This window comes from Microbacterium hydrocarbonoxydans, assembly GCF_900105205.1.
In the GTDB taxonomy this organism is placed as follows: domain Bacteria; phylum Actinomycetota; class Actinomycetes; order Actinomycetales; family Microbacteriaceae; genus Microbacterium; species Microbacterium hydrocarbonoxydans.
Genome location: NZ_FNSQ01000005.1, coordinates 1,617,555 through 1,639,714, shown reverse-complemented (window position 1 = coordinate 1,639,714; position 22,160 = coordinate 1,617,555). Strand labels below are relative to the sequence as shown.

The following is a 22,160-nucleotide window of genomic DNA, read 5'->3' as shown; positions in this document are numbered from 1 at the left end:
CCTGACTCCGTTTCGTGGCTGGCGGGCGGACTCACGAGGAGCCACAGCGCCCCCTAGTCTAGCGCTCAGCCGCGTGTCTGCCCTGCCCCACGCGCCAGCCATTTCGTGCTGGTCAGCTCGGAAAGCCCCATCGGTCCGCGTGCGTGGAGCTTCTGCGTCGAGATGCCGACCTCAGCGCCGAAGCCGAACTCGGCCCCGTCCGTGAACCGGGTGGACGTGTTGACCATGACGACCGCGGAGTCGACCTCGGCGAGGAACCGCTCGGCGTTACGGGTGTCGGTGGTGATGATCGACTCGGTGTGCCCGGTGCTGTAGCGGCGGATGTGGTCGAGTGCATCGTCGAGGGTGTCGACCACCTTGATCGCGATATCGAGACTCAGGTACTCCGTCGCCCAGTCCTCCTCCGTCGCGGGGATGACGTTGGTGACGAGGCCCGCGACCATGTCGTCTCCGTGGATAGCGACGCCCTCGCTCTGCAGGGCGCTCGTGATGAGCGGCACCAGGCGAGGCGCCGCCTGACGCAGCACGAGCACGGTCTCGACCGCGTTGCAGACGCTCGGACGCTGCACCTTGGCGTTCACCACGATGTCGGTCGCCCAGTCATCCGGCGCGGTCTCGTCGAGGACGATGTGCACGTTGCCGGCTCCCGTCTCGATGACCGGCACGGTCGATTCCGTCACGACGGTCTCGATCAGCCCGGCGCTTCCGCGCGGTACGAGGACGTCGACGAACCCTCGTCCGTGCATGAGGGCCTTCGCGCCCTCGCGTCCGAAGTCGTCGACCGTCTGCACAGCCTCGGGCGTGACGCCCGCGCTCTGCAGCGCATCCCGCATGATCTGGACCAGGATCGTGTTCGAATCCCGCGCCGCGCTGCCTCCCCGCAAAACGACGGCGTTGCCCGATCGCAGCGCGAGCGAGGCGATGTCGACCGTGACGTTCGGACGTGCTTCGTAGATCGCTCCCACCACGCCGAACGGCACCCGCACCTGCTCGAGCGCGACGCCGTTGGGCATCCGATGCCCTCCGACCACGCGTCCGACGGGGTCAGGGAGGGCGGCGACCTCACGGACGGCGGACGAAAGCGCGGCGACGCGCTTCTCGTCGAGTCGCAGCCGGTCGATCAGCGAATCGCCGATGCCGTCGGCCTGCCCGCGAGCGATGTCGCGACCGTTCGCCTCGATCACCGCTGACGCATTCTCTTCCAGTGCGACCGCGATCGCCTCGAGGGCGCGGGCCTTGTCGTCGCTCGTGAGCGCGGCGGTGGCACGGGAGGCCTCTTTGGCGCGCTCCAAGCGCACCTGCGGGGTCTGGTCGGTCATCCGCCCAGTCTAGGAGAGCGCCGGCTCGAACCAGGTTCCTATTTCGGCACCCGAGAGCGCCTGCTCGACGAGATCGGCACTCGTCACGAGGACCCCGATTCCGGAGGCTGCCGCGAGGCGCGCAGCCGAGACCTTGGTGGCCGCTCCCCCGGTGCCGACGCTGTTCACGACGGTCGATCCGAACTCCAGGCCCGACAGGTCGGCGTCCGGTGCGACCACGTCGATCGGCTCGGCTGTCGGATCGGACGGCGGCTTCGTGTAGAGCGACTCGATGTCACTCAACAGCACGAGCGCGTCGGCCTCGATGAGCTGTGCGACGAGCGCTCCGAGACGGTCGTTGTCGCCGAATCGGATCTCCTGCGTCGCCACGGTGTCGTTCTCGTTGACGATCGGGAGGATGCGCAGACCGAGCAGGCGCTCCATCGCGCGGCGCGCATTGCTGCGCGAGGTCGGGTTCTCGAGGTCGCCGGTGGTGAGGAGCACCTGCCCCGCGACGATGTCGTACGGGCGCAGCGACTCCTGGTAGCGATACACGAGGATGTTCTGCCCCACTGCCGCGGCGGCCTGCTGCGTGGCGAGGTCCGTGGGCCTGGCATCGAGGCGCAGGAACGGTATGCCGGTCGCGATCGCGCCGGACGAGACGAGGATGACCTCCGCGCCGCGTGCGTGCGCACCGGCGAGTGCCTCGACCAGCACCGGGATGCGCCAGGAGGACTCGCCGCTGATCGAGGAGGACCCGACCTTCACGACGATACGGGTGGCGGTCGCGAGATCCGCCCTGGTGCGCGCGGTCACTCGCCTTCCTCGCGGTACGCCGCGAGTCGCTGAGCCTCGACCTCGGCGCGAGCCTCGGCCTTGGCGTCCATGCGCTCGTAATAGGTCTCACGACGCTCGGAGGTGGTGCGACGGCTGTTCGGCGCCAGACGCGGGTCGGTGCCTCGCGGCGCTGTCATCAGCTCGGCGGCCGAGGTCATGGTCGGCTCCCAGTCGAAGACGATGCTGTCACCCTCGCCGATCACGACGGTCGAGCCCTGTACGGCGCCCAGGCGGAAGAGCTCGTCCTCGACGCCCAGCTTCTCGAGTCGGTCAGCGAGGTAGCCCACGGCCTCTTCGTTCTGGAAGTCGGTCTGCTGGACCCAGCGCACGGGCTTCTCGCCGAGGATGCGGTAGATGTTGCCGTAGCTTCCGCCCTCGACGCGGATCTCGAAGCCCTTCTTGGGGCCACGAGGGCGGAGGACGACGCGCTCGCGCGGGACCTCGTTGGCGGCGAGCTCGGCGCGGTGCTTGTCGACGATCTCCCCGAGCGCGTACGTGAGAGGGCGCAGCCCCTCGTGCGAGATCGTGGAGATGTCGAAGACGCGGAATCCGCGAGCCTCGAGGTCAGGACGCACGAGGTCGGCGAGGTCGCGGGCCTCCGGCACGTCGATCTTGTTCAGGGCGATGATCTGCGGCCGCTCCAGGAGCGGGGTCTGCCCCTCGGGAACCTCGTAGGCGGCCAGCTCGCCGAGGATCACGTCGAGGTCGGAGATCGGGTCGCGGCCGGGCTCGAGCGTGGCGCAGTCGAGCACGTGCAGCAGTGCGGTGCAGCGCTCGACATGGCGGAGGAACTCGAGGCCGAGACCCCGACCCTCGCTCGCCCCTTCGATGAGGCCAGGCACGTCGGCGACGGTGTACCGGGAGTCGCCGGCCTGGACGACACCGAGATTCGGGTGGAGCGTCGTGAACGGGTAGTCGGCGATCTTGGGTCGAGCCGCGGAGATCGCGCCGATCAGGCTCGACTTGCCCGCCGAGGGGTAGCCGACCAGTGCCACGTCGGCGACGGTCTTCAGCTCGAGGACGACATCCGTCTCGACCCCGGGCGTGCCGAGGAGTGCGAAACCCGGCGCCTTGCGCTTGGGGGTGGCGAGTGCGGCGTTGCCGAGACCGCCGTGCCCGCCCTTGGCGACGACGAAGCGCTCACCGGGCTCGATCAGGTCGATGAGCACCTCACCGGCGGCGTTCTTCACCACGGTGCCGACGGGAACGGGGAGCTCGAGGTCCTCGCCCATGAAGCCCGCACGGTGGTCACCCATGCCGGGCCCGCCGTTGCCGGAGCTGCGGTGCGGAGAGTGGTGGTACGAGAGCAGCGTCCCGGTCTGGGTGTCGGCGACGAGCACGACGTCGCCGCCGTCACCGCCGTTTCCGCCATCAGGGCCCCCGAGGGGCTTGAACTTCTCGCGGTGCACCGAGACACAGCCGTTGCCGCCCTTGCCCGCACGCAGATGAAGCGTCACGGTGTCGACGAAGCTGACCATGTCTCTCTCCTCAATAGATGTCGGCCGTGACGAGTCACGGCCCAAACGCAGATTCGGGACGGGCCGAAGCCCGCCCCGAATCGGATGACTGGTGTCGTGCTGTGATCACTCAGCAGCGGCGACGATGTTGACGACCTTGCGGCCGCCCTTCGCGCCGAACTGGACCGCACCGGCGGCCAGAGCGAACAGCGTGTCGTCGCCACCACGGCCGACGTTCACGCCGGGGTGGAAGTGCGTGCCACGCTGGCGGACGATGATCTCGCCGGCGAGAACCTGCTGTCCACCGAAGCGCTTGACGCCAAGTCGCTGAGCGTTGGAGTCACGACCGTTACGGGTGGAGCTTGCGCCCTTTTTATGTGCCATGTCCTGGTCTCCTCGGTCTTACTTGATGCCGGTGATCTTGACGCGCGTGAGCTCCTGACGGTGGCCCTGGCGCTTCTTGTAGCCGGTCTTGTTCTTGTACTTCTGGATGATGATCTTCGGGCCGCGGAGGTTACCGATGACCTCAGCGGTGACCTTGACCTTCGCGAGCGAGTCAGCGTCGGTGGTCACCGTGGCGCCGTCGACGAGCAGCACGGCGGCCAGCTCGATCTTCTCGCCCTGGGCAGCCTTGACACGGTCGAGCTGAACGATCGTGCCGACCTCGACCTTCTCCTGCCGCCCACCGGCGCGCACTACTGCGTAAACCACTTCATACCTGTTTCGTTGGGGAGCTCGCGGCTCCGAGATCTCACGGGAAGACTGTTGCTTGCATGCATCGCGGGGCGACGGGTACGAACGCAAGACTCTCCGCTCCGACCGTCCAGGACGACGCGGCATACGCACCAAGGGACTACTTTACCGGATGCCGGACCCCGTGGCAAAACGTGCCGTCCGGTGTGTCCGGCCATAGGCTGACGAGATGACCGTTCTCGTCGACGACCCGCGCTGGCCGGCACACGGACGCCTGTGGGCGCACCTCGTCAGCGACGACAATCTCGACGAGCTGCACGCCTTCGCGCGAGCTCACGACGTGCCTGCGCGCGCGTTCGATCTCGATCACTACGACGTACCGGAAGAGATGATCCCCCGGCTCCTCGCCGCCGGGGCAGAGCATGTCGGCGGCAAGGAGCTGGTCAGGCGACTGATCGCCTCAGGACTGCGAATCCCCGCTCGCGACCGGCGCTGACGGCTCGGAGTTCACCGAGACGGGCGTGCCGGTGAGGGCAGCCGTCGAGACGCGGCGACGACCGCGACCCTGACCGGGCGCCTTCGGCTCGGGAAGGGCATCGAGCACCGAATCGAGCAGCGCCTCCGCCGGAGACTTCGGAGACTTGCTGCGGTCGGAACCGCGCTTCTTGCGGGGCTTCTTGGCACGCTCCTGCGTGGCAGGGGCCTCCGTCTGCTCCGCCGCGGGAGCCGCGGTGTCCGTCGGCTCCTCCGCGTTCGGAACGCGGGTGGAGGCAGCGATCTGCGCGAGGGCGGACTTGGCACCCTCGGGGATGCTGTGAGTCGTGCCGGACGCCGGAGCGGGGCTCTGCGACTGGCCGTTGCCGCCGCGCTGGCGACGGTTCGACTGCGAGTTGCCGTTGCCGTTGCCGCCGTTGCCGTTGCTGCTCGAGCGGTGCTTCACGACCGGGTCGTGCCGCACGATGACGCCGCGACCAGCGCAGACGTCGCACGCCTCGCTGAACGTCTCGAGCAGGCCGAGGCCCAGCTTCTTGCGGGTCATCTGCACGAGGCCGAGGGAGGTGACCTCGGCGACCTGGTGCTTCGTGCGGTCACGGCTGAGGCATTCGATCAGACGGCGCAGGACGAGGTCGCGGTTGGACTCGAGCACCATGTCGATGAAGTCGACGACGATGATGCCGCCGATGTCGCGCAGACGCAGCTGGCGGACGATCTCCTCCGCCGCCTCGAGGTTGTTCTTGGTGACGGTCTCTTCGAGGTTGCCGCCGGAGCCGACGAACTTGCCGGTGTTCACGTCGACGACGGTCATCGCCTCGGTGCGGTCGATCACGAGCGAACCGCCCGAGGGCAGCCACACCTTGCGGTCGAGGGCCTTCTCGATCTGCTCCGTGATGCGGAACGCGTCGAACGGGTCGGCCTCGTCCTCGTACGACTCGACGCGCTCGAGCAGGTCGGGCGCGACGCTCTCGAGGTAGGCGCGGATCGTGCGCTGCGCGTCCTCGCCCTGGATCAGCATCTTCGTGAAGTCCTCGTTGAAGACGTCACGGACGATCTTGACCAGGAGGTCGGGCTCGGCGTGCAGGAGCGCGGGAGCCTGCTGGTTCTCGACCTGGGTGCGGATGTGCTCCCACTGCGTGGTCAGACGCTGCACGTCGCGCGTGAGCTGGTCTTCGGTCGCACCCTCGGCCGCCGTACGGACGATCACTCCGGACGACTCCGGCAGGACCTCCTTCAGGATGCGCTTGAGGCGCGTGCGCTCGTTGTCCGGGAGCTTGCGGCTGATGCCGTTCATGGATCCGCCGGGCACGTACACGAGGTAGCGGCCCGGGAGGGAGATCTGGCTCGTGAGGCGTGCGCCCTTGTGCCCCACCGGGTCCTTCGTGACCTGCACGAGGACGCGGTCGCCGGCCTTCAGCGCCAGCTCGATGCGACGCGGCTGGTTGCCGGTCTCGACGCCGTCCCAGTCGACCTCGCCGGAGTAGAGAACCGCGTTGCGTCCGCGACCGATGTCGACGAAGGCGGCTTCCATGCTCGGCAGGACGTTCTGCACGCGACCGAGGTACACGTTGCCGATCAGCGATGCGTCCTGGTTGCGCGCGACGTAGTGCTCGACGAGCACGCCGTCTTCGAGGACGCCGATCTGGGTGCGGCCGTTCTTCGAGCGGACGACCATCTTGCGGTCGACCGACTCGCGCCGGGCGAGGAACTCGGCCTCGGTGACCACGGGGCGACGACGTCCGGCATCGCGGCCGTCACGACGGCGCTGCTTCTTTGCCTCGAGGCGCGTGGAGCCCTTGATCGCCTTCGGCTCGGTGATGTACTCGACCACACGCTGGCGCGGCTGGCGCGGCTCGTCGCGCTGCTGCTCACGGGCGTCGCCCTCGTCGGAGCCACCCCGACGACGACGACCGCGGCGTCCGGAGGCGGGCTCGTCCTGCTCGCGGTCGGCGATGCGATCGAAGATGCGCTCACGTCCCTGGCGGGCCGGGAGCGGGACCACCTCGGGTGCGTAGAAGTGCAGCTGCGTCGACACCTGCGACACGAATACCTCGGGAAGCAGACCCAGCGATACCGCCGTGAGCGCCTTCGGAGCCTCCGGCTCGTCGGCGGGCTTGTCGCTCTCAGCGGCTACGTCCTTCGCTGGAGCGGGATCCTCCGCAGGAGCAGCATCCTCCGCAGGAGCAGCATCCTCTGCAGGAGCAGCATCCTCTGCAGGAGCAGCATCCTCTGCAGGAGCAGCATCCTCTGCAGGAGCAGCATCCTCCGCAGGAGCAGCATCCTCTGCAGGAGCAGCATCCTCCGCAGGAGCAGCATCCTCCGCAGGAGCAGCCTCGTCGGCCGGAGCGGCATCCTCCGTGGCCGGAGACTCCTCGGCAGCCGACGGATCGGCTTCCGCTGGAGCGTCCGCGGCTACCTCTGCGGGTGCGTCGGCATCCGCAGAGAAGTCGAGGGTAGGGGCGTCGTAGTCATTGTTCTCATCGGCCATCTCTGGCGTGCTCCTCGTGCGGACGCTTCGTGTTCCGCTCAATCTCATGCGGCACCTGCCGGTGCCGCGAACTCATTCGGTGTGCGACCGGCTCATGGCTCTGGTCACGAGGGCATACGGCCCCGAAGTCTGCGTCGATGCCCACACCGACAGGGTCGACGGGTGCATCACAGGCCATTATCGCACGCTGCACGCCAACCGCCTACTTCCCAGTCGAGCCATGGCATGTCGGGGTGCTTGGCCAAAGGGGTCGGCCGGAATCCCGCGGGCCAGCCCCTTGCTGACGGCTCTCTCGAATGCGTAGCTCGTCGACATGGACGGGATGACTGGCCCGTCCACTGCACCTGCGACCGAGCGTGGGAGCCCCTAAGGCGTGAGGGCAGGGAACGTCCAGCGACCGTCGGTGATCTCAGAGCGAGGTCGGTACAGCCGGACGAGGTAGTTCCAGCCTTCAGTGATCGGGAGCGCGTTCGGGACATCGTCGGGATAGTCGCCGAAGCGGACGGTGACTGTGCCGTCGTCGTTGCGGGCTGCAGTGATGTTGTTGATCGCGTACGCGCCGCGTTCGTTCGGCTCGAAGTACCCGGCTGCGTTGTACACGGAGATCGACCAGAACCCATCGACTGGCACGTCTCCGACCGTCAGCTCGTACTGACCGACTGGGAGGCGTGGATCAACGCCGATGTAGCTCGCTTCGGCCGTGGGCAACCCTCCCCATCCTGCTGCCGTGCCGATCAGGTGACGGACGTGTTCGACCTCATCCTCCGAGCCGAACATGTGATCAAAGCCGGTCAGGTTGCGGGCGAGCGAGAGCAATGCCTCGCGCGTCTCGTCAAGGCTGGCCGTGTCGTAGTCGGGCATGTCGAACGGAATCGCCGAACCGGCGTCGAGTCGGATCTGGTCCTGTAGTGCGGCGACGTCGGAAAGATCCGAAGCCTTCGCGGGGTCCACGAGGGTACGGATCGCGAGCACGACGTACGGTGTTCCGAACTGCTCGACGGACAGGCGGTGCTCGCCAGCATCATGGAAGATGGCATTCACATAGTGGCGCTCGTTGACGACCATGGCCGACATGTAGCGTTCGCCGTGCTCGGGAATGGTGAAGGTAGCACCGGCGCGGATGTCCACGACGGCAAAGCTGTACAGGGTATCCCTGTTCAGTCGTATGACTGTCTGCTTGTCGATGGCCGCGGGTTCACGGTTGTGAAGAAACCGATTGATTCCCCCCGCGTTGACCTGGAGATCACTCATCATCCGGTGAGTCTCAGCGAGTGCGAAATTATCTGCATTGACCAGAACGCTCATGCTTGATCATGGCACCTGGAGCCCCTCATCCGCATGCACTGGTCGCCAGCTCTCCCCCGCGCCGTTTTCTCCGGCGCGCTCACGCCCGATCCATAGCGATCACTGAGAGAATCCACACATGAGCGAGCAGCGAACCCGCCCCGTCGTCTATGCCGTGTGGCTGATCATCGCGAGTGTCATCGGCTGGTTCGCCGCCTTCCAGCTCACGGTCGAGAAGTTCGTGCTCCTCGAGAACCCGACCGACGCGCTGGCCTGCGACGTCAGCCCCTTCATCCAGTGCAGCAAGAACCTCGGCTCGTGGCAGGGAGAGATCTTCGGATTCCCCAACCCCCTCCTCGGTCTCACCGGCTGGATGGCGCCGCTCGTACTGGGAGTCGCGATCCTCGCCGGCGCACGCTTCCCGCGATGGTTCTGGGCGGTGTTCGGCGCCGGCATCACCTTCGCGTTCGGCCTCGTATGCTGGCTGATCGGTCAGAGCCTGTACGCACCGAACCTCGGCGTGCTGTGCCCATGGTGCATGGTCACCTGGGCCGTCACGATCCCGACCTTCTTCGCCACGATGCTCCACCTCACCCGCAACGGCACGTTCACCCGCAACGAGAAGGCGCAGGAGCGCGCCGGATCCCTGATGCAGTGGGTCCCGCTGGCCACGGTCCTCGCGTACGCCGTCATCATCATGATGGCTCAGCTGCAGGGTCTGGACTTCCTCGGCGAGATGGCGCGCATCCTCTTCTGACGACGAAGCCCGCCGCACGTGATCGTGCGGCGGGCTTCGTGGTGGTCGGCGCGGCTCAGTCGAACCAGATGCCGAGCTCGCGTGCGGCCGACTCGGGGCTGTCCGAGCCGTGCACCAGGTTCTGCTGGACTGCGAGGCCCCAGTCGCGTCCGAAGTCGCCGCGGATCGTGCCGGGCGCTGCGGTGGTCGGGTCCGTCGTGCCGGCGAGGGAGCGGAAGCCCTCGATCACGCGGTTCCCTGCCAGGCGGATGGCCACGGACGGGCCGGAGAGCATGAACTCGAGGAGCGGCTCGTAGAACGGCTTTCCCTCGTGCTCGGCGTAGTGCTCGGCGAGCAGGTCGCGGTCGGGCTCCACGAGGCGGATGTCGACGAGCGCGTAGCCCTTCGACTCGATGCGCGCCAGGATCGCTCCGGTGAGGCCGCGGGCGACACCATCGGGCTTGACGAGGACGAGGGTTTCTTCGGTGGCCATGTCATTCACTCTCTGTCTGAGTCTCGGTCGCGGGTCCGGCGGGACGTCGTGCGTCCAATCGAGCCCCCATGATCGTCGCATACCCCCACATGCCGCCGAAAATCACGACGACGAGAAGGATCGCGGGCACCAGGATCGCGGCCAGCGCGATCACGATCTGCAGGATCCACCCCGCAGGGATCGCCCAGGGCTTCGTGATCATGCCGGCGACGGCAAGGCAGGCAAGGCCCACGACCGCTCCCCCGACGATCCCCCACCACTGCGGGATGCCGTCGGGAAGGGTCTTGAGCCCGAACACTGTGAGCCCGGCGAGGAACACGACGATCGATTCGAACCCCAGCACGATCGGGGCGAGCTTCTGCACGAGGGTGCGCGGAGGGCGAGGAGCCCGCGGGGTCCGCGCGGCGGGATCGGCGCTCATGCGCGCCACCCGGACTTCCAGTCCTCTTCCTCCGCCAGGGTGATCGCCTCGCCCGCGAGCACGACGGACCCGGCGATCACCACGGCGCGACGATCGGAGGAGGCGGCCCACTCCCTGGCCGCATCCGCCGCCTCTGCGAGCGTCTGATGCACGGTCACGCGCTGGCCCGCCGCCTCCACGAGGTCGGCGATCGTGTCGGCATCGCTCGCACGATCCGACTCCGGCGCCGTCGCGAACACGTGAGCGGCCGCGGGAGCGAGCTTCGCGACGATGCCGGCCGCGTCCTTGTCGGCGAGCACACCGAGGACCACGCCCCACTCGTCGAAGTCGAAGCTGTCATCCATGGCCTGCGCGAGCGCCGCAGCGCCGTGCGGGTTGTGCGCGGCATCGACGATCACCGTCGGAGCGATGCCGAGCAGCTGCAGACGACCGGGCGACGTCGCGCCCTGGAGCGCCTCCGAGATGATGTCGGGGGCGATGCGCTGCTGTCCGCCGCCGATCAGCGACTCGACCGCGGCGACCGCGAGTGCCGCGTTGTGCCCCTGGTGTGCACCGTACTGCGGGAGGTACTCCTCCAGGTACTCGCCGGCGAGACCTCGGATGGAGATGAGCTGCCCTCCCACCGCGAGCTTCTGCTCCGTGAGGCCGAACTCGTCGCCCTCGAACGCGATGGTGGCGTCCTTCTCCGCCGCGACCCGGCGAAGCACCTCGGCGGCCTCCGCCGGCTGCTGGGCGGAGACGACGGCCGCACCCTGCTTGATGATGCCCGACTTGACCGAAGCGATCTTCGCGATCGTGTCGCCGAGGCGGTCGGCGTGGTCGATGTCGATCGGGGTGAAGACCGCGACGTCGCCGTCTGCGGTGTTCGTCGAATCCCACTCGCCGCCCATGCCGACCTCCAGCACGAGCACGTCGACGGGCGCGTCGGCCACCGCGACGAAAGCGAGCACCGTCAGCAGCTCGAAGAACGTCAGCGGCTCCTCGCCCGCGGCCTGCAGCTCGGCATCGACGATCTCGACGAAAGGCTCGATCTCGTCCCATGCGTCCGCGAACGCCGCATCCTCGATCGGCTCGCCGTCGATCATGATGCGCTCGGTGAAGCGTTCGAGGTGAGGACTCGTGAAGAGTCCGGTGCGCAGTCCGTGCGCTCGGAGCAGCGTCTCGATCATCCGCGCTGTCGACGTCTTGCCGTTCGTGCCGGTGATGTGAACCACGCGATACGTGCGCTGCGGATCGTCGAGGAACGCGAGGATACGCGCGGTGCGCTCCTTGCGTGGCTGCACCCAGCGCTCGCCCGCCCTGCTCAGCAGAGTATCGTAGACCGCATCCGCTCTGTCCCGAGCACTCATGCGCGCACCTCCGTGGACGTCGTGTCGATCGTGACGATGATCGGGCGCTTGTCGGCGCCGAGGGCCGTGGCTCCGGTGCGGAACACTCCGTCTCCTGGGCTGGTCACGTCCTGCACGAGCGTGCCCATCTCCTCGGTGGCCTGCACCGCGAAGGCGACCGCGAGGGTCTCTCCGGCGATCAGCTCCGCGTGCGTCTGCAGCGCCTCGGCATCCGCCGGACTCACGTTGAGCGCGAGGACGATGCGGTCGCTGACATCGAGATCGGCGTTCTTGCGCGCCTCCTGCACGACGCGGATGGCGTCTCTCGCGAGTCCCTCGGCCTCCAGCTCGGGCGTGGTCTGCGTGTCGAGCAGCACGAACCCGCCAGACGGCACGATGGCGAGGGCCTCGCCCTCAGGGCGGCCCGTCGTCTCGAGGACCAGGTCGTACTCGCTCGGCTCCAGCGGGATTCCCCCGGCCGTCACGACGCCGTCGACCTCGGACCAGTCGCCGCTGCGGGCCGCCTGGATCGCCTTCTGCACATCCCTGCCGAGACGCGGTCCGGCGGCGCGGGCGTTGACGCTGAGGCGGTGATCGATGCCGTAGTCCGCCGCCGTGGTCTCCCCCGCCTGGACGAGCTCGACCGACTTGACGTTGAGCTCCTCGCGGAGGATCTCCTCGAACTGGCCGAGGCCGGCGGCGTTCGGCGACACGACCGTGAGGCGCGCCAGCGGCAGCCGCACGCGCAGCTTCTGCTTCTTGCGCAGCGCGTTGCCCACGCTCGACAGCTCGCGGACGGCATCCATCGCATCGCGGATGTCGTCGGCCGCGGGGAAGGCCGACTCGTCCGGCCAGTCCTGCAGGTGCACGCTGCGTCCGCCCGTGAGTCCCTGCCAGATGCGCTCGCTGATCAGCGGCACGAGCGGCGCCGCCACCCGGGTCAGCGTCTCGAGCACGGTGTAGAGCGTGTCGAAGGCCTCGGTGCTCGATCCCTCCCAGAACCGGTCGCGAGAACGCCGGATGTACCAGTTGGTCAGCAGCTCGGCGAAGTCGCGCAGACGAGCGGATGCCGTGGTCGAATCGAGTCCCTCGAGGTCCTCCCGCACCTCGCGCACGAGATCGCCGAGACGGGCGAGGATGTAGCGGTCGAGCACATCGGTCGAATCCGTACGCCAGGTCGCCTCGTAGCCCCCGGCCTTCGCAGCATTGGCGTAGGTCGCGAAGAAGTACCACGAGCTCCACAGCGGCAGCAGGAACTCGCGCACGCCCGCCCTGATGCCCTCCTCCGTGACGGCCAGGTTGCCGCCGCGGAGCACGGAGCTCGACATGAGGAACCAGCGCATCGCGTCGGAGCCGTCGCGGTCGAGCACCTCGGAGACGTCGGGGTAGTTGCGCAGCGACTTCGACATCTTGTACCCGTCGCTGCCGAGCACGATGCCGTGGCAGCTCACCCCGGTGAATGCCGGCCTGTCGAACAGCGCGGTCGACAGCACGTGCATGACGTAGAACCAGCCGCGCGTCTGCCCGATGTACTCGACGATGAAGTCGGCGGGCGCGTGCGTGTCGAACCACTCCTGGTTCTCGAACGGGTAGTGCACCTGCGCGTACGGCATCGAGCCGGAGTCGAACCAGACGTCGAACACGTCCTCGATCCGGCGCATGGTGCTCCGACCGGTGGGGTCGTCGGGGTTGGGGCGCGTGAGGTCGTCGATGTACGGACGGTGCAGGTCGATCTCACCCTCCGGGTTGCGCGGGAGGGTGCCGAAGTCGCGCTCCAGCTCCTCGAGCGACCCGTACGCGTCGACGCGGGGGTACTCGGGGTCGTCGCTCTTCCAGATCGGGATCGGCGAACCCCAGTACCGGTTGCGGCTGATCGACCAGTCGCGCGCGCCCTCGAGCCATTTGCCGAACTGGCCGTGCTTGACGTTCTCGGGCACCCAGGTGATCTGCTCGTTGTTCGCGAGAAGGTCGTCCTTGATGTCGGTGACGCGGATGAACCAGCTCGACACGGCCTTGTAGATCAGAGGATTCCGGCAGCGCCAGCAGTGCGGGTAGGAGTGCACATAGCTCTGCTCGCGCAGCAGACGCCCCTCGGCGCGGAGCAGGCGGATGAGCGGCGTGTTCGCATCCATCCAGAGCTGACCGGCGACATCGGTGACGTTCGGGAGGAAGCGCCCGCCGTCATCGAGCGAGAGGATCGTCGGGATGCCGGCCGCACCGGCCACGCGCTGGTCGTCCTCACCGTAGGCCGGAGCCTGGTGGACGATCCCGGTGCCGTCGCTGACGGTGACGTAGTCGTCGACGAGGATCCGCCACGCGTTCTCGGTGCCGTACGTGTCCTCGTCGGCGTAGTAGTCGAACAGCCGGTCGTAGGTGACGTCCGCGAGCTCGGCACCGCGCACGGTCGCGTCGACCGCGGCGAGCGCGTCGTCGAGGCTCTCGTAACCGAGGTCCTTGGCATAGCCGCCGAGCAGTTCGCGGGCGAGGAGGTAACGGTGGGCGGATGCCTCGACCGCCGCATCCGTCGTTCCGGGCACCTGGTGCACGTCTGCCGCGCCTTCGGGCCCGGCGGGCAGGACGACGTACTCGATGTCTGGTCCGACCGCGAGCGCGAGGTTGGTGGGGAGGGTCCAGGGCGTGGTCGTCCACGCCAGCGCCCGGACACCCGTGAGACCGAGCGACTCCGCCTTGGCTCCGGTCAGGGGGAACGTGACGGTGACGGACGGGTCCTGACGGTTCTGGTACACGTCGTCGTCCATGCGCAGCTCGTGCGCGGACAGCGGGGTCTCGTCACGCCAGCAGTACGGCAGCACCCGGTATCCCTCGTAGGCGAGGCCCTTGTCGAACAGGGTCTTGAACGCCCAGAGCACGCTCTCCATGTACCCGAGGTCGAGTGTCTTGTAGCCGCGCTCGAAATCGACCCACCGCGCCTGACGCGTGACGTAGTCCTGCCACTCGTGGGTGTACTTGAGCACCGAGTCCTTCGCCTTCGCGTTGAAGACGTCGATGCCCATCTCCTCGATCTGGCTCTTCTCGGTGATGCCGAGCTGCTTCATGGCCTCGAGCTCGGCGGGCAGACCGTGGGTGTCCCAGCCGAACACACGGTCGACCTTCTTGCCGATCATGGTCTGGAAACGGGGGAAGACGTCCTTCGCGTAGCCGGTCAGCAGGTGACCGTAATGCGGCAGGCCGTTGGCGAACGGCGGGCCGTCGTAGAAGACCCACTCGTCGTCGCCCTCGCGCTGCTCGATCGAGGCGCGGAAGGTCTGGTCGGTCTCCCAGAAGTCGAGCACCTCGCGCTCGATCTCGGGGAACCGAGGGCTCGGGGCGACGGAGGCAGCCTGGTCGGCGGCGGGGCCGAAGGAGGAACGCGGGTAGGTCATGTCGTCTCGCAGGAGTCGTGGCGGATGCTGCTGCGAGGACGATCCGTCCGGAAATGTCGTCCCGGGGAACCGCGGTACCACCTCGCGTGCTGCGCCTCACGGCGGAGCCACTCTCACTGCGGCTGTGACGGGCCTGCCCCGCTCGGTTCTACTGGGTCGCCCCTGCGAGCCGACCGTTCTTCCGAGAGCTCCCCGGTGATGGCCGGATCAATGCTCGTGCCTCCATTGTACGCGTGCGTGCGGGACTGCGCTTCCGGCATCCGTGCGCTTCCGAAGTCCATGTGCGCCTCCGAAGTCCATGTGCGCCTCCGAAGTCCGTCTGCACCTCCGCAGTCCATGTGCGCCTCCGAAGTCCATGTGCGCTTCCGAAGTCCGTCTTCCGCGGATTCGGACTTGCGAAGCGGACACGGACTTGCCTGGCGCACGGTCAGTCTGCGCGGTGAAGCCCCTGAGCCACTGCGCGCATGATCAGATCCTGCACGAGCGGCCAGTCGAACATGACCTGCGTGTACGACACCCGCATCACGTGGTAGCCCATGAGACGGAGTTCCGCATCATGTCGGATGTCCTCGGAGCGCTGCGCACCGACGTGGTGTGCGCCGTCGATCTGGATGACGAGCCGGTCGCCCAGGAGCGTGTCCACCCGGTGACCCGCGATCCAGATCTGCACCCGGATCGACAGCCTCAACCATTGCAGACGTGCACGAAGATACGTCTCCAGTCCCGCATCCGAGAAGGGGACCGCGTGGTCGAGAACTCGCCGGGCGGCCGGCTTCCACGAGTACCCCCGGAGTGCTTCGAGCGTGACCAGCGATCTGTTGAGTGCGGACTCCCAGGTCGCGAGCGCACGTTCGAACGGCTCGCACTCCGCGATGTACGCGAGCACATTCTCGATGGGATCGACGAGAGAATCCGGATGCCGCGGGACGATCGGCCTCCCCCTGTGCACCCGAGCCTCGAACGGGATCCTCACGGCAGCATTGTGCGGGGCCGCGAAGTGCGGCGCTCCGCTGCGATCGTGCACCCAGAGGCCGAGCAGACCCACTTGAGTACGGCAGGTCAGGACGACACCGAGCCTGGCAGCGGTCACCACCGTCTTCTCGGCATCCTTCGCCGCGAGCCACCCGCGACGAGGACGAGTGATCAGTCCGGCTCGCTGAGCTGTCTCCACGGTTCGTCGTGAGAACCCGCTCTCGACGACGACGACGCTGCGCACCACGCCTCCACGGTCCGTGAGCAGACGGATCAGCTCATCGACGGTCTTCATCCGCTCAGTCTCCGGATGGGCGGCGCTGGTATCCGTGTTCGTGCGCCCCTGACGCGGAACCGGTGGACAGTCACCGCCGGCGTTCCATCCGTGTAGGAAGCGTGGGCTGTACGCCTCGGAAGTCCCTTTACGCCTCCGCAGTCAGGATCCGGGACGTGCGGACTTGCCAGGCGCACACGGACTTGCCAGGGGACGGGACTGTCGGATCCACCCCCTACCCTCGAAGCATGGCCCGCTCCTCCGACGCACCCGCAGCTCCGCGGGTCTCTCCTCCCGACCTCCCTCCGGTACTCGCGCCAGCCTCAGCCCGGCGAAGCGCAGACCTGCTCGCGGCGCACCTCGACCTCGACGGGGCCGTCGACCTCGCCTACGCGTCGCTCGAGCAGTGCACGATCGCGGCGGATGCCGACACGGTCGACCTCACCGGCGGCACCCTCATCGACGTCGAGCTCGTCGGCGCACGCATCGCCTCACTACGGATGCGGGATGCGAGCCTCCGGCGCGTGCGGATCAGCGGAGGTCGCATCGGGACGCTCGATCTGAGCAGCGCCCGCATCGACGAGCTCGAGCTCACCGACGTGCGGATCGACTACCTCAACCTGGGCGGAGCCAAGGCGACGGATGTCGAGATCAGCGCCTGCACGATCCGCACCCTCGACATTCCCCAGGCCGAGCTCACCCGCGTCCGCTTCACCGACACCCGCTCCGACGAGGTCGACCCCCGGGGCCTGCGTGCGACCCACGTCGACCTGCGCGGGCTCGACGCGGCGGCGTTCCTCGACGCGAACAGCCTGCGCGGCACGACGCTGAGCGGCTTCCAGGTGCAGCAGCTCGCTCCGGTGCTGGCGGCGGGCATCGGCATCCTCGTCAAGGACTGACGGGCCGGCTCGCCTCCAGAAGCTCCCGCGTGAACGGATGCCGCGGGTCCGCGAACACCTGCGACACCGACCCCTGCTCCACGATCACGCCGTCCTGCATGACGAGGACGTCGTCAGCCACGGCCCCCACGACGTCGAGGTCGTGCGAGACGAAGACCATCGTCAACCGCCTCTGCTCCTGGAGACGCCGCAGCAGACGCAGCACCCGTTCGCGCACCGACGGATCGAGCGCCGACACCGGCTCATCCAGCACGAGGACCTCCGGCTCGGCGGCCAGCGCTCTGGCGATCGCCGCACGCTGGCGCTGCCCGCCGGAAAGCGCGATCGGCCGACGTGCAGCGAGCGAGGGGTCGAGGTCGACCTCGGCGAGCAGCTCCGTCACGCGCTCGGCCCGCCGGCTCCTCGGCACGCCGCCGGCCGCGAGCGCCTCGCGCAGCGACCTTCCGATCGTCCATCGCGGGTCGAACGCGCCGAGCGGATTCTGGTGCACGAACTGCACTCGCCGCTCCCCCGCCCAGCTCAGCGTCCCGGCGTCGGGCGTCTCGATCCCGATCAGCATCCGCGCGAGGGTCGTCTTGCCCGATCCCGACTCCCCCACGATGCCGAGCGTGCGGCCCTCCGTCACCTCGAACGACGCGGTGCGGACGGCATCGATGTCGCCGAACGTCCTGGTCAGCCCTGCCGCAAGCAGCAGGGGCGGCGCGGAGGTCGTCGGTGCAGGGCGAGGCTCGTGGACCGTCGCCGCGATGAGCTGACGCGTGTACTCGTGTTGCGGCGCGTCGAGCACGTCGGCCACCGGCCCGGATTCGAGCACGACGCCGTCACGCATGACCAGCACTCTGTCGGCCACCCGTCGCACGGCGGCGAAGTCGTGGCTGATGAACACGACGGCGGTGCCGGCATCCACGATGTCGCGCAGCAGCCGCAGGATCCTGGCCTGCACGGTCGCGTCGAGAGCGGTGGTGGGTTCGTCCGCGACGAGCACGGCCGGATCGGCCGCGAGCGCGGAGGCGATCAGCGCCCGTTGGCGGAGGCCCCCGGAGAGCTCGTGCGGATACTGGCGCGCTCGTCGTTCCGGCTCGGGCATCCAGACGCGCTGGAGCAGCTGTCCGACGCGTTCGCGCAGTGCGGCACGCCCCGTCGCGATCCGGTGGATCCGCAGCGGCTCGGCGATCTCGGACCCCACCCGCTGAAGCGGATCGAGGGACACCAGCGCGTCCTGCGAAACGAGGCCGATCCGGGCTCCGCGCACGGCACGCCATCCGCGTTCGCTGAGCCGAGCGACATCTGTCCCGTCCACGACGAGTCTGTCGACGTGGACCCGTGCACCCTCGGGGGTCAGACCCAGCAGCGCTCGGGCGGTGAGCGTCTTCCCTGCCCCCGATTCGCCGACGATGGCCACGCATTCGCCGCGTTCCACGGTGAGAGAGACGTCGTCGACGACGCGCGCCGCCCCGAAATCGATGCGCAGCCCCTGCAGCTCGATCGCGGCCCTCACGTCGTGCGCCCTTCGGCACGAGCGCGCAGGATTCTGCCGACGATCGTGGCGGAGATCACCGTGAGGGTGATCGCGAGGCCGGGGAAGACCGCGATCCACCAGGCCTGTCCGAGGACATTGCGCCCCCCGGCGAGCATGAGACCCCACTCCGGGGTGGGCTCGGAGGGGCCGAGGCCGAGGAAGCTGAGCCCGGCGGCCGCGAGGATGCTCGACCCGATCCCGATCGTCGCCAGCACGCTCAGCGACCCGAGCACCCCCGGCACCACGTGGCGGAGGAAGGCGGGGATCGGACGCACGCCGAGGATGCGGGCGGCCTCGACATGCTCGGCGCTCCGCAGCGTACGGGTCTGCACGCGGGCGAGGCGGATGTAGACCGGAACGGCGGCGAGTGTGACGGCGATCGCGATGTTCACGGGCCCCGGCCCGAGCAGCGCGACGACGACGAGCGCGACCAGGAACTCGGGGAATGCCATCAGGACGTCGTTCACCCTCATCAGGGTGGTGTCGACCGCGCGTGGCGCGAGACCGGCGAGCGCCCCGACCAGCAGCCCGGCTGCGAGCGCGACGCCGGTGGCGAGCAGACCGATGCCGATCGATCGGCCTGCGCCGTGCACGACCCGGGAGTACACGTCGCGGCCGCTCTGGTCGGTGCCGAACGGGTGGTCCGCGCTGGGCGGCAGCAGCGCCGCGCGCACGTCGGTCTGGAGGGGGTCGTGCGTGGCGAGGAGACCGGGGAACGCCGCCGCGCACGCGAGCACCGCGAGCACGACGATCGCGCAGTACAGCAGCACCGTCTGCGCGCGCGTCATCGGGCACCTCCCCTGGGTGCGCGCAGGCGCGGATCGATCAGCGGATGCAGCAATTCGACGACGAGGTTCACGACGACGAACACGATCGCACTCAGCAGGATGATGCCGGTGATCACCGGCAGATCGCGGTTGCTGATCGCCGCGAGGGTGACGCGACCGAGCCCCGACCGTGCGAAGACGGTCTCGACGAGCACGGCCCCACCGAGTACCGAACCGGTCAGGTAGGCGGCCAGCGTGATGGCGTTTGCGGCCCCATGCCGCAGACCGTGACGCACGGTGAACCACGACCCGCCGGCGCCGCGCGCGCGGACGGTGTCGGCGAACGGCATCCGCTCCGCCTGCGCCAGACCGTCGCGCAGCACCTGACTGAGCAGTGCCGCCACGGGCAGCGCGAGGGTGATGGCTGGCAGCACGATGGTCGCGGGGTTGCGGGCTCCGGAGACCGGGAACCATCCGAGTCCGAACGCGAACACGCTGAGCAGGATGAGACCGATCCAGAACACCGGCGACGACAGGATGACGAGCTCGACGGCCGCGGCGACCGTGCGACCGGTGCGGCCGCGCACGAGGACGGCGACGGCGAGCGCGAGCACCGCGGCGATCACGAGCGCCAGCGCGGACAGCTGCAGCGTGGCGCCGAGCTGACGACCGATCACCTCGGTCACCGGCATCCGCAGCTGATAGGACTCGCCGAGGTCGCCCCTCGCGAGCTGGGCGATGAACGAACCGTACTGTTCCAGCGGCGGCCGGTCGAGCCCGAGCTCCGCTCGAATGCCGTCCTTGACCTCTTCGCTGACCTGAGCCTGCGGCCCGAGCATCACGGACACCGGGTCACCGGGAATCAGCCGGAAGGCCAGGAATACCAGCGTCGCCGCGCCCCATAGGACGACCACGACGGATGCCGCGAGGCCGGCGATGCGGATGAGCACTGCCTTCACCGGTGGCGACCTCTCGACGATTCGCGAGCGCCCTTCGGAACCCGGCACTCGCTCACGAACGATACCGCAGCGCTGTTCCGACGGCCGCTGGACGGTTCTGTCGTCAGCCCACGCTCACGTCATAGAACAGCGGCCGACCGTACAGGTCGTACGTGAGCCCCTCGACCCGATCTCCGACGGCCGTGATCGCCGACGGGCTGTAGAGCGGCACGATGGCCGTGTACTCGGCGTTCCACTCCTGCAGCTGCGTGTAGATGTCGTCGCGCTCGGCCTGGTCGTTCGAGGCGACGGCCTGCTCGAGCAGCGCGTCGATCTCGGGGTCCGTCACCTGCGAGGCGTTCTGGAACCCCTCGGTGTGCAGGTGCGCGCGCAGGAAGTCGGCGTCCACCCCGGAGAAGCCCCAGTCGGTGAGGTCGAAGGTCTTGGGGCCGTACTGCTCGTTGTACGCACCGGGCTCGAGCTCTTCGCGGACCACCTCGAAGCCGATCGCCTTGAGATCGGACTGGATGGCGTTGGCGAGGGCGGCACGGTCGTCGGGAACCGGCGTCCACGCGATCCAGCGAGCCGAGAGACGCTGACCGTCCTTCATCCGGATGCCGTCGCTGTCGCGCTCCGTCCATCCGGCCTCGTCCAGGAGAGCGTTGGCTGCATCCTGATCGAAGGGCCGGCTGTCCTCGAGGGAGGCGTCGTACCCCGGCGTCGTGGAGCCCAGGACGCTCCACGCCCGCGGGAACTGTCCGAAGAAGATCTCCTCGACGGCTGCGTCGACGTCGATCCCTCTGGCGAAGGCCTGGCGCACCTTCTCGTCTGCGAAGACGCCGTTCTTCTCGTTGAGGTAGAGCGAGTAGGGCAGCCCGGGGTACTCGATCGAGTCGACCGTGACCCCGTCGCCGAGGTCGCCGGCCAGGTTCGGCGGGATGTTGCTGGCGAGGTCGGCCTCACCGCTCTCGATGACACCGGTGCGCACGGAGGCCTCGGGCTGGATCTCGACCCGCAGCGTCTCGACCTTGGGCGCCTTCTCGCCGTGCGGACCCCAGGCGTAGTCGTCGTTGCGCGTGTACACGAGCTCCTGATCGGGCGTGTACTCGGTGAGCACGAACGGGCCGGTGCCCACCGTGACGTCGGGGCCGCCGGCCTTCAGCTGATCGGCCGACTCCGCGAGCACCGCCGGGGAGTAGAACCCGAGCTGGGGTGTGCTCGCCGCCTGCAGGAAGGGCGCGTACGGCTGCGTGAACTTCACCCTGACGGTGAACTCGTCGACGACCTCGGTGCCCTCGTAGAAGTCGGCGCCGAGCATCGCCGCCGCCTGAGCGGACTCGGTCTCGGGGTCGACGATGCGGTCGAAGTTCGCCTTGACGGCCTCCGCGTCGAACGGCTCGCCGTCGGTGAAGGTGACGTCGTCACGCAGCGTGAACGTGTACTCGGTGCTGTCGTCCGAGATCTCCCACTTCGTCGCCAGCCACGGGCTGAAGCTGCCGTCCTCCTCCTGGAAGACGAGCGAGTCGAGCACCGCGCGCTGCACCATGCCCGAGACGTCCAGCTGACTCACCTGGGGATCCATGTGACCGGCCGAGAGGTTGGCTCCCTCGATCGACCAGACGAGCTCGCCGCCATCCGACTCCGAAGAGGGTCCCGCACAGGCGCTGAGCGCGAGGGCAGACGCCGCTGCGAGCGCAGCGAGAGGAAGCAGACGGCGGGTGATGCGTGCGGGCATGGCGATTCCTCGAGAGAACGGGTCGGGATACGACAAGTCTAGAGCCGATTCTTGGACTGGGTCGATCTGCGAGCGCATCCGTCCGACGCCGCCCTCGGTACACTGGAGGGAACACCCACACTCAGGCACGCTCACACAGTGCC

19 protein-coding genes are annotated in these 22,160 nt (G+C 68.4%); 3 read left to right on the top strand and 16 right to left on the bottom strand.

Features of this window, described 5'->3' with window-relative positions:
- Window positions 1–65: 65 nt before the first annotated feature.
- The 5 genes from BLW44_RS08225 to rplU form a co-directional block, all read right to left on the bottom strand.
- Entirely contained in the window at window positions 66–1,319 is a 1,254-nt protein-coding gene (locus tag BLW44_RS08225) for a glutamate-5-semialdehyde dehydrogenase (RefSeq protein ID WP_060927359.1), read from the bottom strand.
- Window positions 1,320–1,328: 9 nt separating this feature from the next.
- Complete coding sequence (gene proB, locus BLW44_RS08220; protein ID WP_060927358.1) at window positions 1,329–2,114, bottom strand: glutamate 5-kinase; 786 nt, start codon at window positions 2,112–2,114, stop codon at window positions 1,329–1,331.
- Window positions 2,111–3,613 carry a GTPase ObgE gene (obgE, locus tag BLW44_RS08215; RefSeq protein WP_060927357.1) on the bottom strand — a complete coding sequence of 501 codons (1,503 nt, stop codon included), beginning with the start codon at window positions 3,611–3,613 and terminating at the stop codon, window positions 2,111–2,113. Before obgE ends, proB begins: the two co-directional genes overlap by 4 nt.
- Window positions 3,614–3,718: 105 nt before the next feature.
- A complete protein-coding gene (gene rpmA / locus BLW44_RS08210; RefSeq protein ID WP_028501603.1) occupies window positions 3,719–3,976 on the bottom strand; it encodes a 50S ribosomal protein L27 in 258 nt (85 codons plus the stop codon).
- Window positions 3,977–3,994: 18 nt separating this feature from the next.
- Entirely contained in the window at window positions 3,995–4,303 is a 309-nt protein-coding gene (gene rplU / locus BLW44_RS08205; RefSeq protein ID WP_028501602.1) for a 50S ribosomal protein L21, read from the bottom strand.
- A 211-nt stretch (window positions 4,304–4,514) separates the two neighbouring features.
- Between rplU and BLW44_RS08200 the strand changes: the two genes are divergently transcribed.
- Entirely contained in the window at window positions 4,515–4,781 is a 267-nt protein-coding gene (locus tag BLW44_RS08200; RefSeq protein WP_060927356.1) for a DUF4031 domain-containing protein, read from the top strand.
- Here the strand turns inward: BLW44_RS08200 and BLW44_RS08195 are convergent.
- Both BLW44_RS08195 and BLW44_RS08190 read right to left on the bottom strand, forming a co-directional pair.
- A complete protein-coding gene (locus BLW44_RS08195) occupies window positions 4,746–7,268 on the bottom strand; it encodes an Rne/Rng family ribonuclease (protein WP_074731701.1) in 2,523 nt (840 codons plus the stop codon). The genes BLW44_RS08200 and BLW44_RS08195 overlap by 36 nt on opposite strands.
- A gap of 366 nt (window positions 7,269–7,634) precedes the next feature.
- Window positions 7,635–8,573: a DUF1214 domain-containing protein gene (locus BLW44_RS08190; RefSeq protein ID WP_060926433.1), complete on the bottom strand. Its 939-nt coding sequence runs from the start codon at window positions 8,571–8,573 to the stop codon at window positions 7,635–7,637.
- Between the two features lie 118 nt (window positions 8,574–8,691).
- On the opposite strand from BLW44_RS08190, the gene BLW44_RS08185 reads away from it, so the two are divergent.
- Window positions 8,692–9,309, top strand: coding sequence for a vitamin K epoxide reductase family protein (locus BLW44_RS08185; RefSeq protein WP_060926434.1), 618 nt, complete (start codon window positions 8,692–8,694; stop codon window positions 9,307–9,309).
- Window positions 9,310–9,364: 55 nt separating this feature from the next.
- Here BLW44_RS08185 and ndk read toward each other — a convergent pair whose 3' ends face one another.
- The 5 genes from ndk to BLW44_RS08160 form a co-directional block, all read right to left on the bottom strand.
- Window positions 9,365–9,781 carry a nucleoside-diphosphate kinase gene (gene ndk, locus BLW44_RS08180; RefSeq protein WP_060926435.1) on the bottom strand — a complete coding sequence of 139 codons (417 nt, stop codon included), beginning with the start codon at window positions 9,779–9,781 and terminating at the stop codon, window positions 9,365–9,367.
- Between the two features lies 1 nt (window position 9,782).
- Entirely contained in the window at window positions 9,783–10,202 is a 420-nt protein-coding gene (locus tag BLW44_RS08175) for a DUF4233 domain-containing protein (RefSeq protein WP_245647378.1), read from the bottom strand.
- Window positions 10,199–11,551 (bottom strand): bifunctional folylpolyglutamate synthase/dihydrofolate synthase, encoded by a 1,353-nt coding sequence (locus BLW44_RS08170; protein WP_060926437.1) that lies wholly within the window; start codon window positions 11,549–11,551, stop codon window positions 10,199–10,201. Before BLW44_RS08170 ends, BLW44_RS08175 begins: the two co-directional genes overlap by 4 nt.
- A complete protein-coding gene (ileS, locus tag BLW44_RS08165; RefSeq protein ID WP_060926438.1) occupies window positions 11,548–14,913 on the bottom strand; it encodes an isoleucine--tRNA ligase in 3,366 nt (1,121 codons plus the stop codon). Before ileS ends, BLW44_RS08170 begins: the two co-directional genes overlap by 4 nt.
- Window positions 14,914–15,340: 427 nt before the next feature.
- Window positions 15,341–16,180 (bottom strand): endonuclease domain-containing protein, encoded by an 840-nt coding sequence (locus tag BLW44_RS08160; protein ID WP_060926439.1) that lies wholly within the window; start codon window positions 16,178–16,180, stop codon window positions 15,341–15,343.
- A gap of 227 nt (window positions 16,181–16,407) precedes the next feature.
- Between BLW44_RS08160 and BLW44_RS08155 the strand changes: the two genes are divergently transcribed.
- The gene (locus BLW44_RS08155) at window positions 16,408–17,058 is read left to right on the top strand and encodes a pentapeptide repeat-containing protein (protein WP_060926440.1); all 651 of its coding nucleotides are present in this window, start codon (window positions 16,408–16,410) and stop codon (window positions 17,056–17,058) included.
- Here the strand turns inward: BLW44_RS08155 and BLW44_RS08150 are convergent.
- The 4 genes from BLW44_RS08150 to BLW44_RS08135 all read right to left on the bottom strand — a co-directional run bounded on the left by BLW44_RS08150 (window position 17,048) and on the right by BLW44_RS08135 (window position 22,017).
- Window positions 17,048–18,556 carry a dipeptide ABC transporter ATP-binding protein gene (locus tag BLW44_RS08150; protein WP_060926441.1) on the bottom strand — a complete coding sequence of 503 codons (1,509 nt, stop codon included), beginning with the start codon at window positions 18,554–18,556 and terminating at the stop codon, window positions 17,048–17,050. The two genes, BLW44_RS08155 and BLW44_RS08150, sit on opposite strands and share 11 nt — an antisense overlap.
- Complete coding sequence (locus BLW44_RS08145) at window positions 18,553–19,365, bottom strand: ABC transporter permease (protein ID WP_060926442.1); 813 nt, start codon at window positions 19,363–19,365, stop codon at window positions 18,553–18,555. The genes BLW44_RS08150 and BLW44_RS08145 overlap by 4 nt, the downstream gene beginning before the upstream one ends.
- Entirely contained in the window at window positions 19,362–20,303 is a 942-nt protein-coding gene (locus tag BLW44_RS08140; protein ID WP_139305256.1) for an ABC transporter permease, read from the bottom strand. Before BLW44_RS08140 ends, BLW44_RS08145 begins: the two co-directional genes overlap by 4 nt.
- Before the next feature lie 103 nt (window positions 20,304–20,406).
- Window positions 20,407–22,017, bottom strand: a complete 1,611-nt coding sequence (locus BLW44_RS08135) for an ABC transporter substrate-binding protein (RefSeq protein ID WP_060926443.1) — start codon at window positions 22,015–22,017, stop codon at window positions 20,407–20,409.
- Between the last annotated feature and the right edge of the window lie 143 nt (window positions 22,018–22,160).

Coding starts and splice junctions, on each gene's coding strand:
- BLW44_RS08225 (WP_060927359.1), bottom strand. CDS start 1,319: ATGACCGACCAGACCCCGCAGGTGCGCTTGGAGCGCGCCAAAGAGGCC.
- obgE (WP_060927357.1), bottom strand. CDS start 3,613: ATGGTCAGCTTCGTCGACACCGTGACGCTTCATCTGCGTGCGGGCAAG.
- rpmA (WP_028501603.1), bottom strand. CDS start 3,976: ATGGCACATAAAAAGGGCGCAAGCTCCACCCGTAACGGTCGTGACTCC.
- BLW44_RS08200 (WP_060927356.1), top strand. CDS start 4,515: ATGACCGTTCTCGTCGACGACCCGCGCTGGCCGGCACACGGACGCCTG.
- BLW44_RS08195 (WP_074731701.1), bottom strand. CDS start 7,268: ATGGCCGATGAGAACAATGACTACGACGCCCCTACCCTCGACTTCTCT.
- BLW44_RS08190 (WP_060926433.1), bottom strand. CDS start 8,573: ATGAGCGTTCTGGTCAATGCAGATAATTTCGCACTCGCTGAGACTCAC.
- BLW44_RS08185 (WP_060926434.1), top strand. CDS start 8,692: ATGAGCGAGCAGCGAACCCGCCCCGTCGTCTATGCCGTGTGGCTGATC.
- ndk (WP_060926435.1), bottom strand. CDS start 9,781: ATGGCCACCGAAGAAACCCTCGTCCTCGTCAAGCCCGATGGTGTCGCC.
- BLW44_RS08175 (WP_245647378.1), bottom strand. CDS start 10,202: ATGAGCGCCGATCCCGCCGCGCGGACCCCGCGGGCTCCTCGCCCTCCG.
- BLW44_RS08170 (WP_060926437.1), bottom strand. CDS start 11,551: ATGAGTGCTCGGGACAGAGCGGATGCGGTCTACGATACTCTGCTGAGC.
- ileS (WP_060926438.1), bottom strand. CDS start 14,913: ATGACCTACCCGCGTTCCTCCTTCGGCCCCGCCGCCGACCAGGCTGCC.
- BLW44_RS08160 (WP_060926439.1), bottom strand. CDS start 16,180: ATGAAGACCGTCGATGAGCTGATCCGTCTGCTCACGGACCGTGGAGGC.
- BLW44_RS08155 (WP_060926440.1), top strand. CDS start 16,408: ATGGCCCGCTCCTCCGACGCACCCGCAGCTCCGCGGGTCTCTCCTCCC.
- BLW44_RS08145 (WP_060926442.1), bottom strand. CDS start 19,365: ATGACGCGCGCGCAGACGGTGCTGCTGTACTGCGCGATCGTCGTGCTC.
- BLW44_RS08135 (WP_060926443.1), bottom strand. CDS start 22,017: ATGCCCGCACGCATCACCCGCCGTCTGCTTCCTCTCGCTGCGCTCGCA.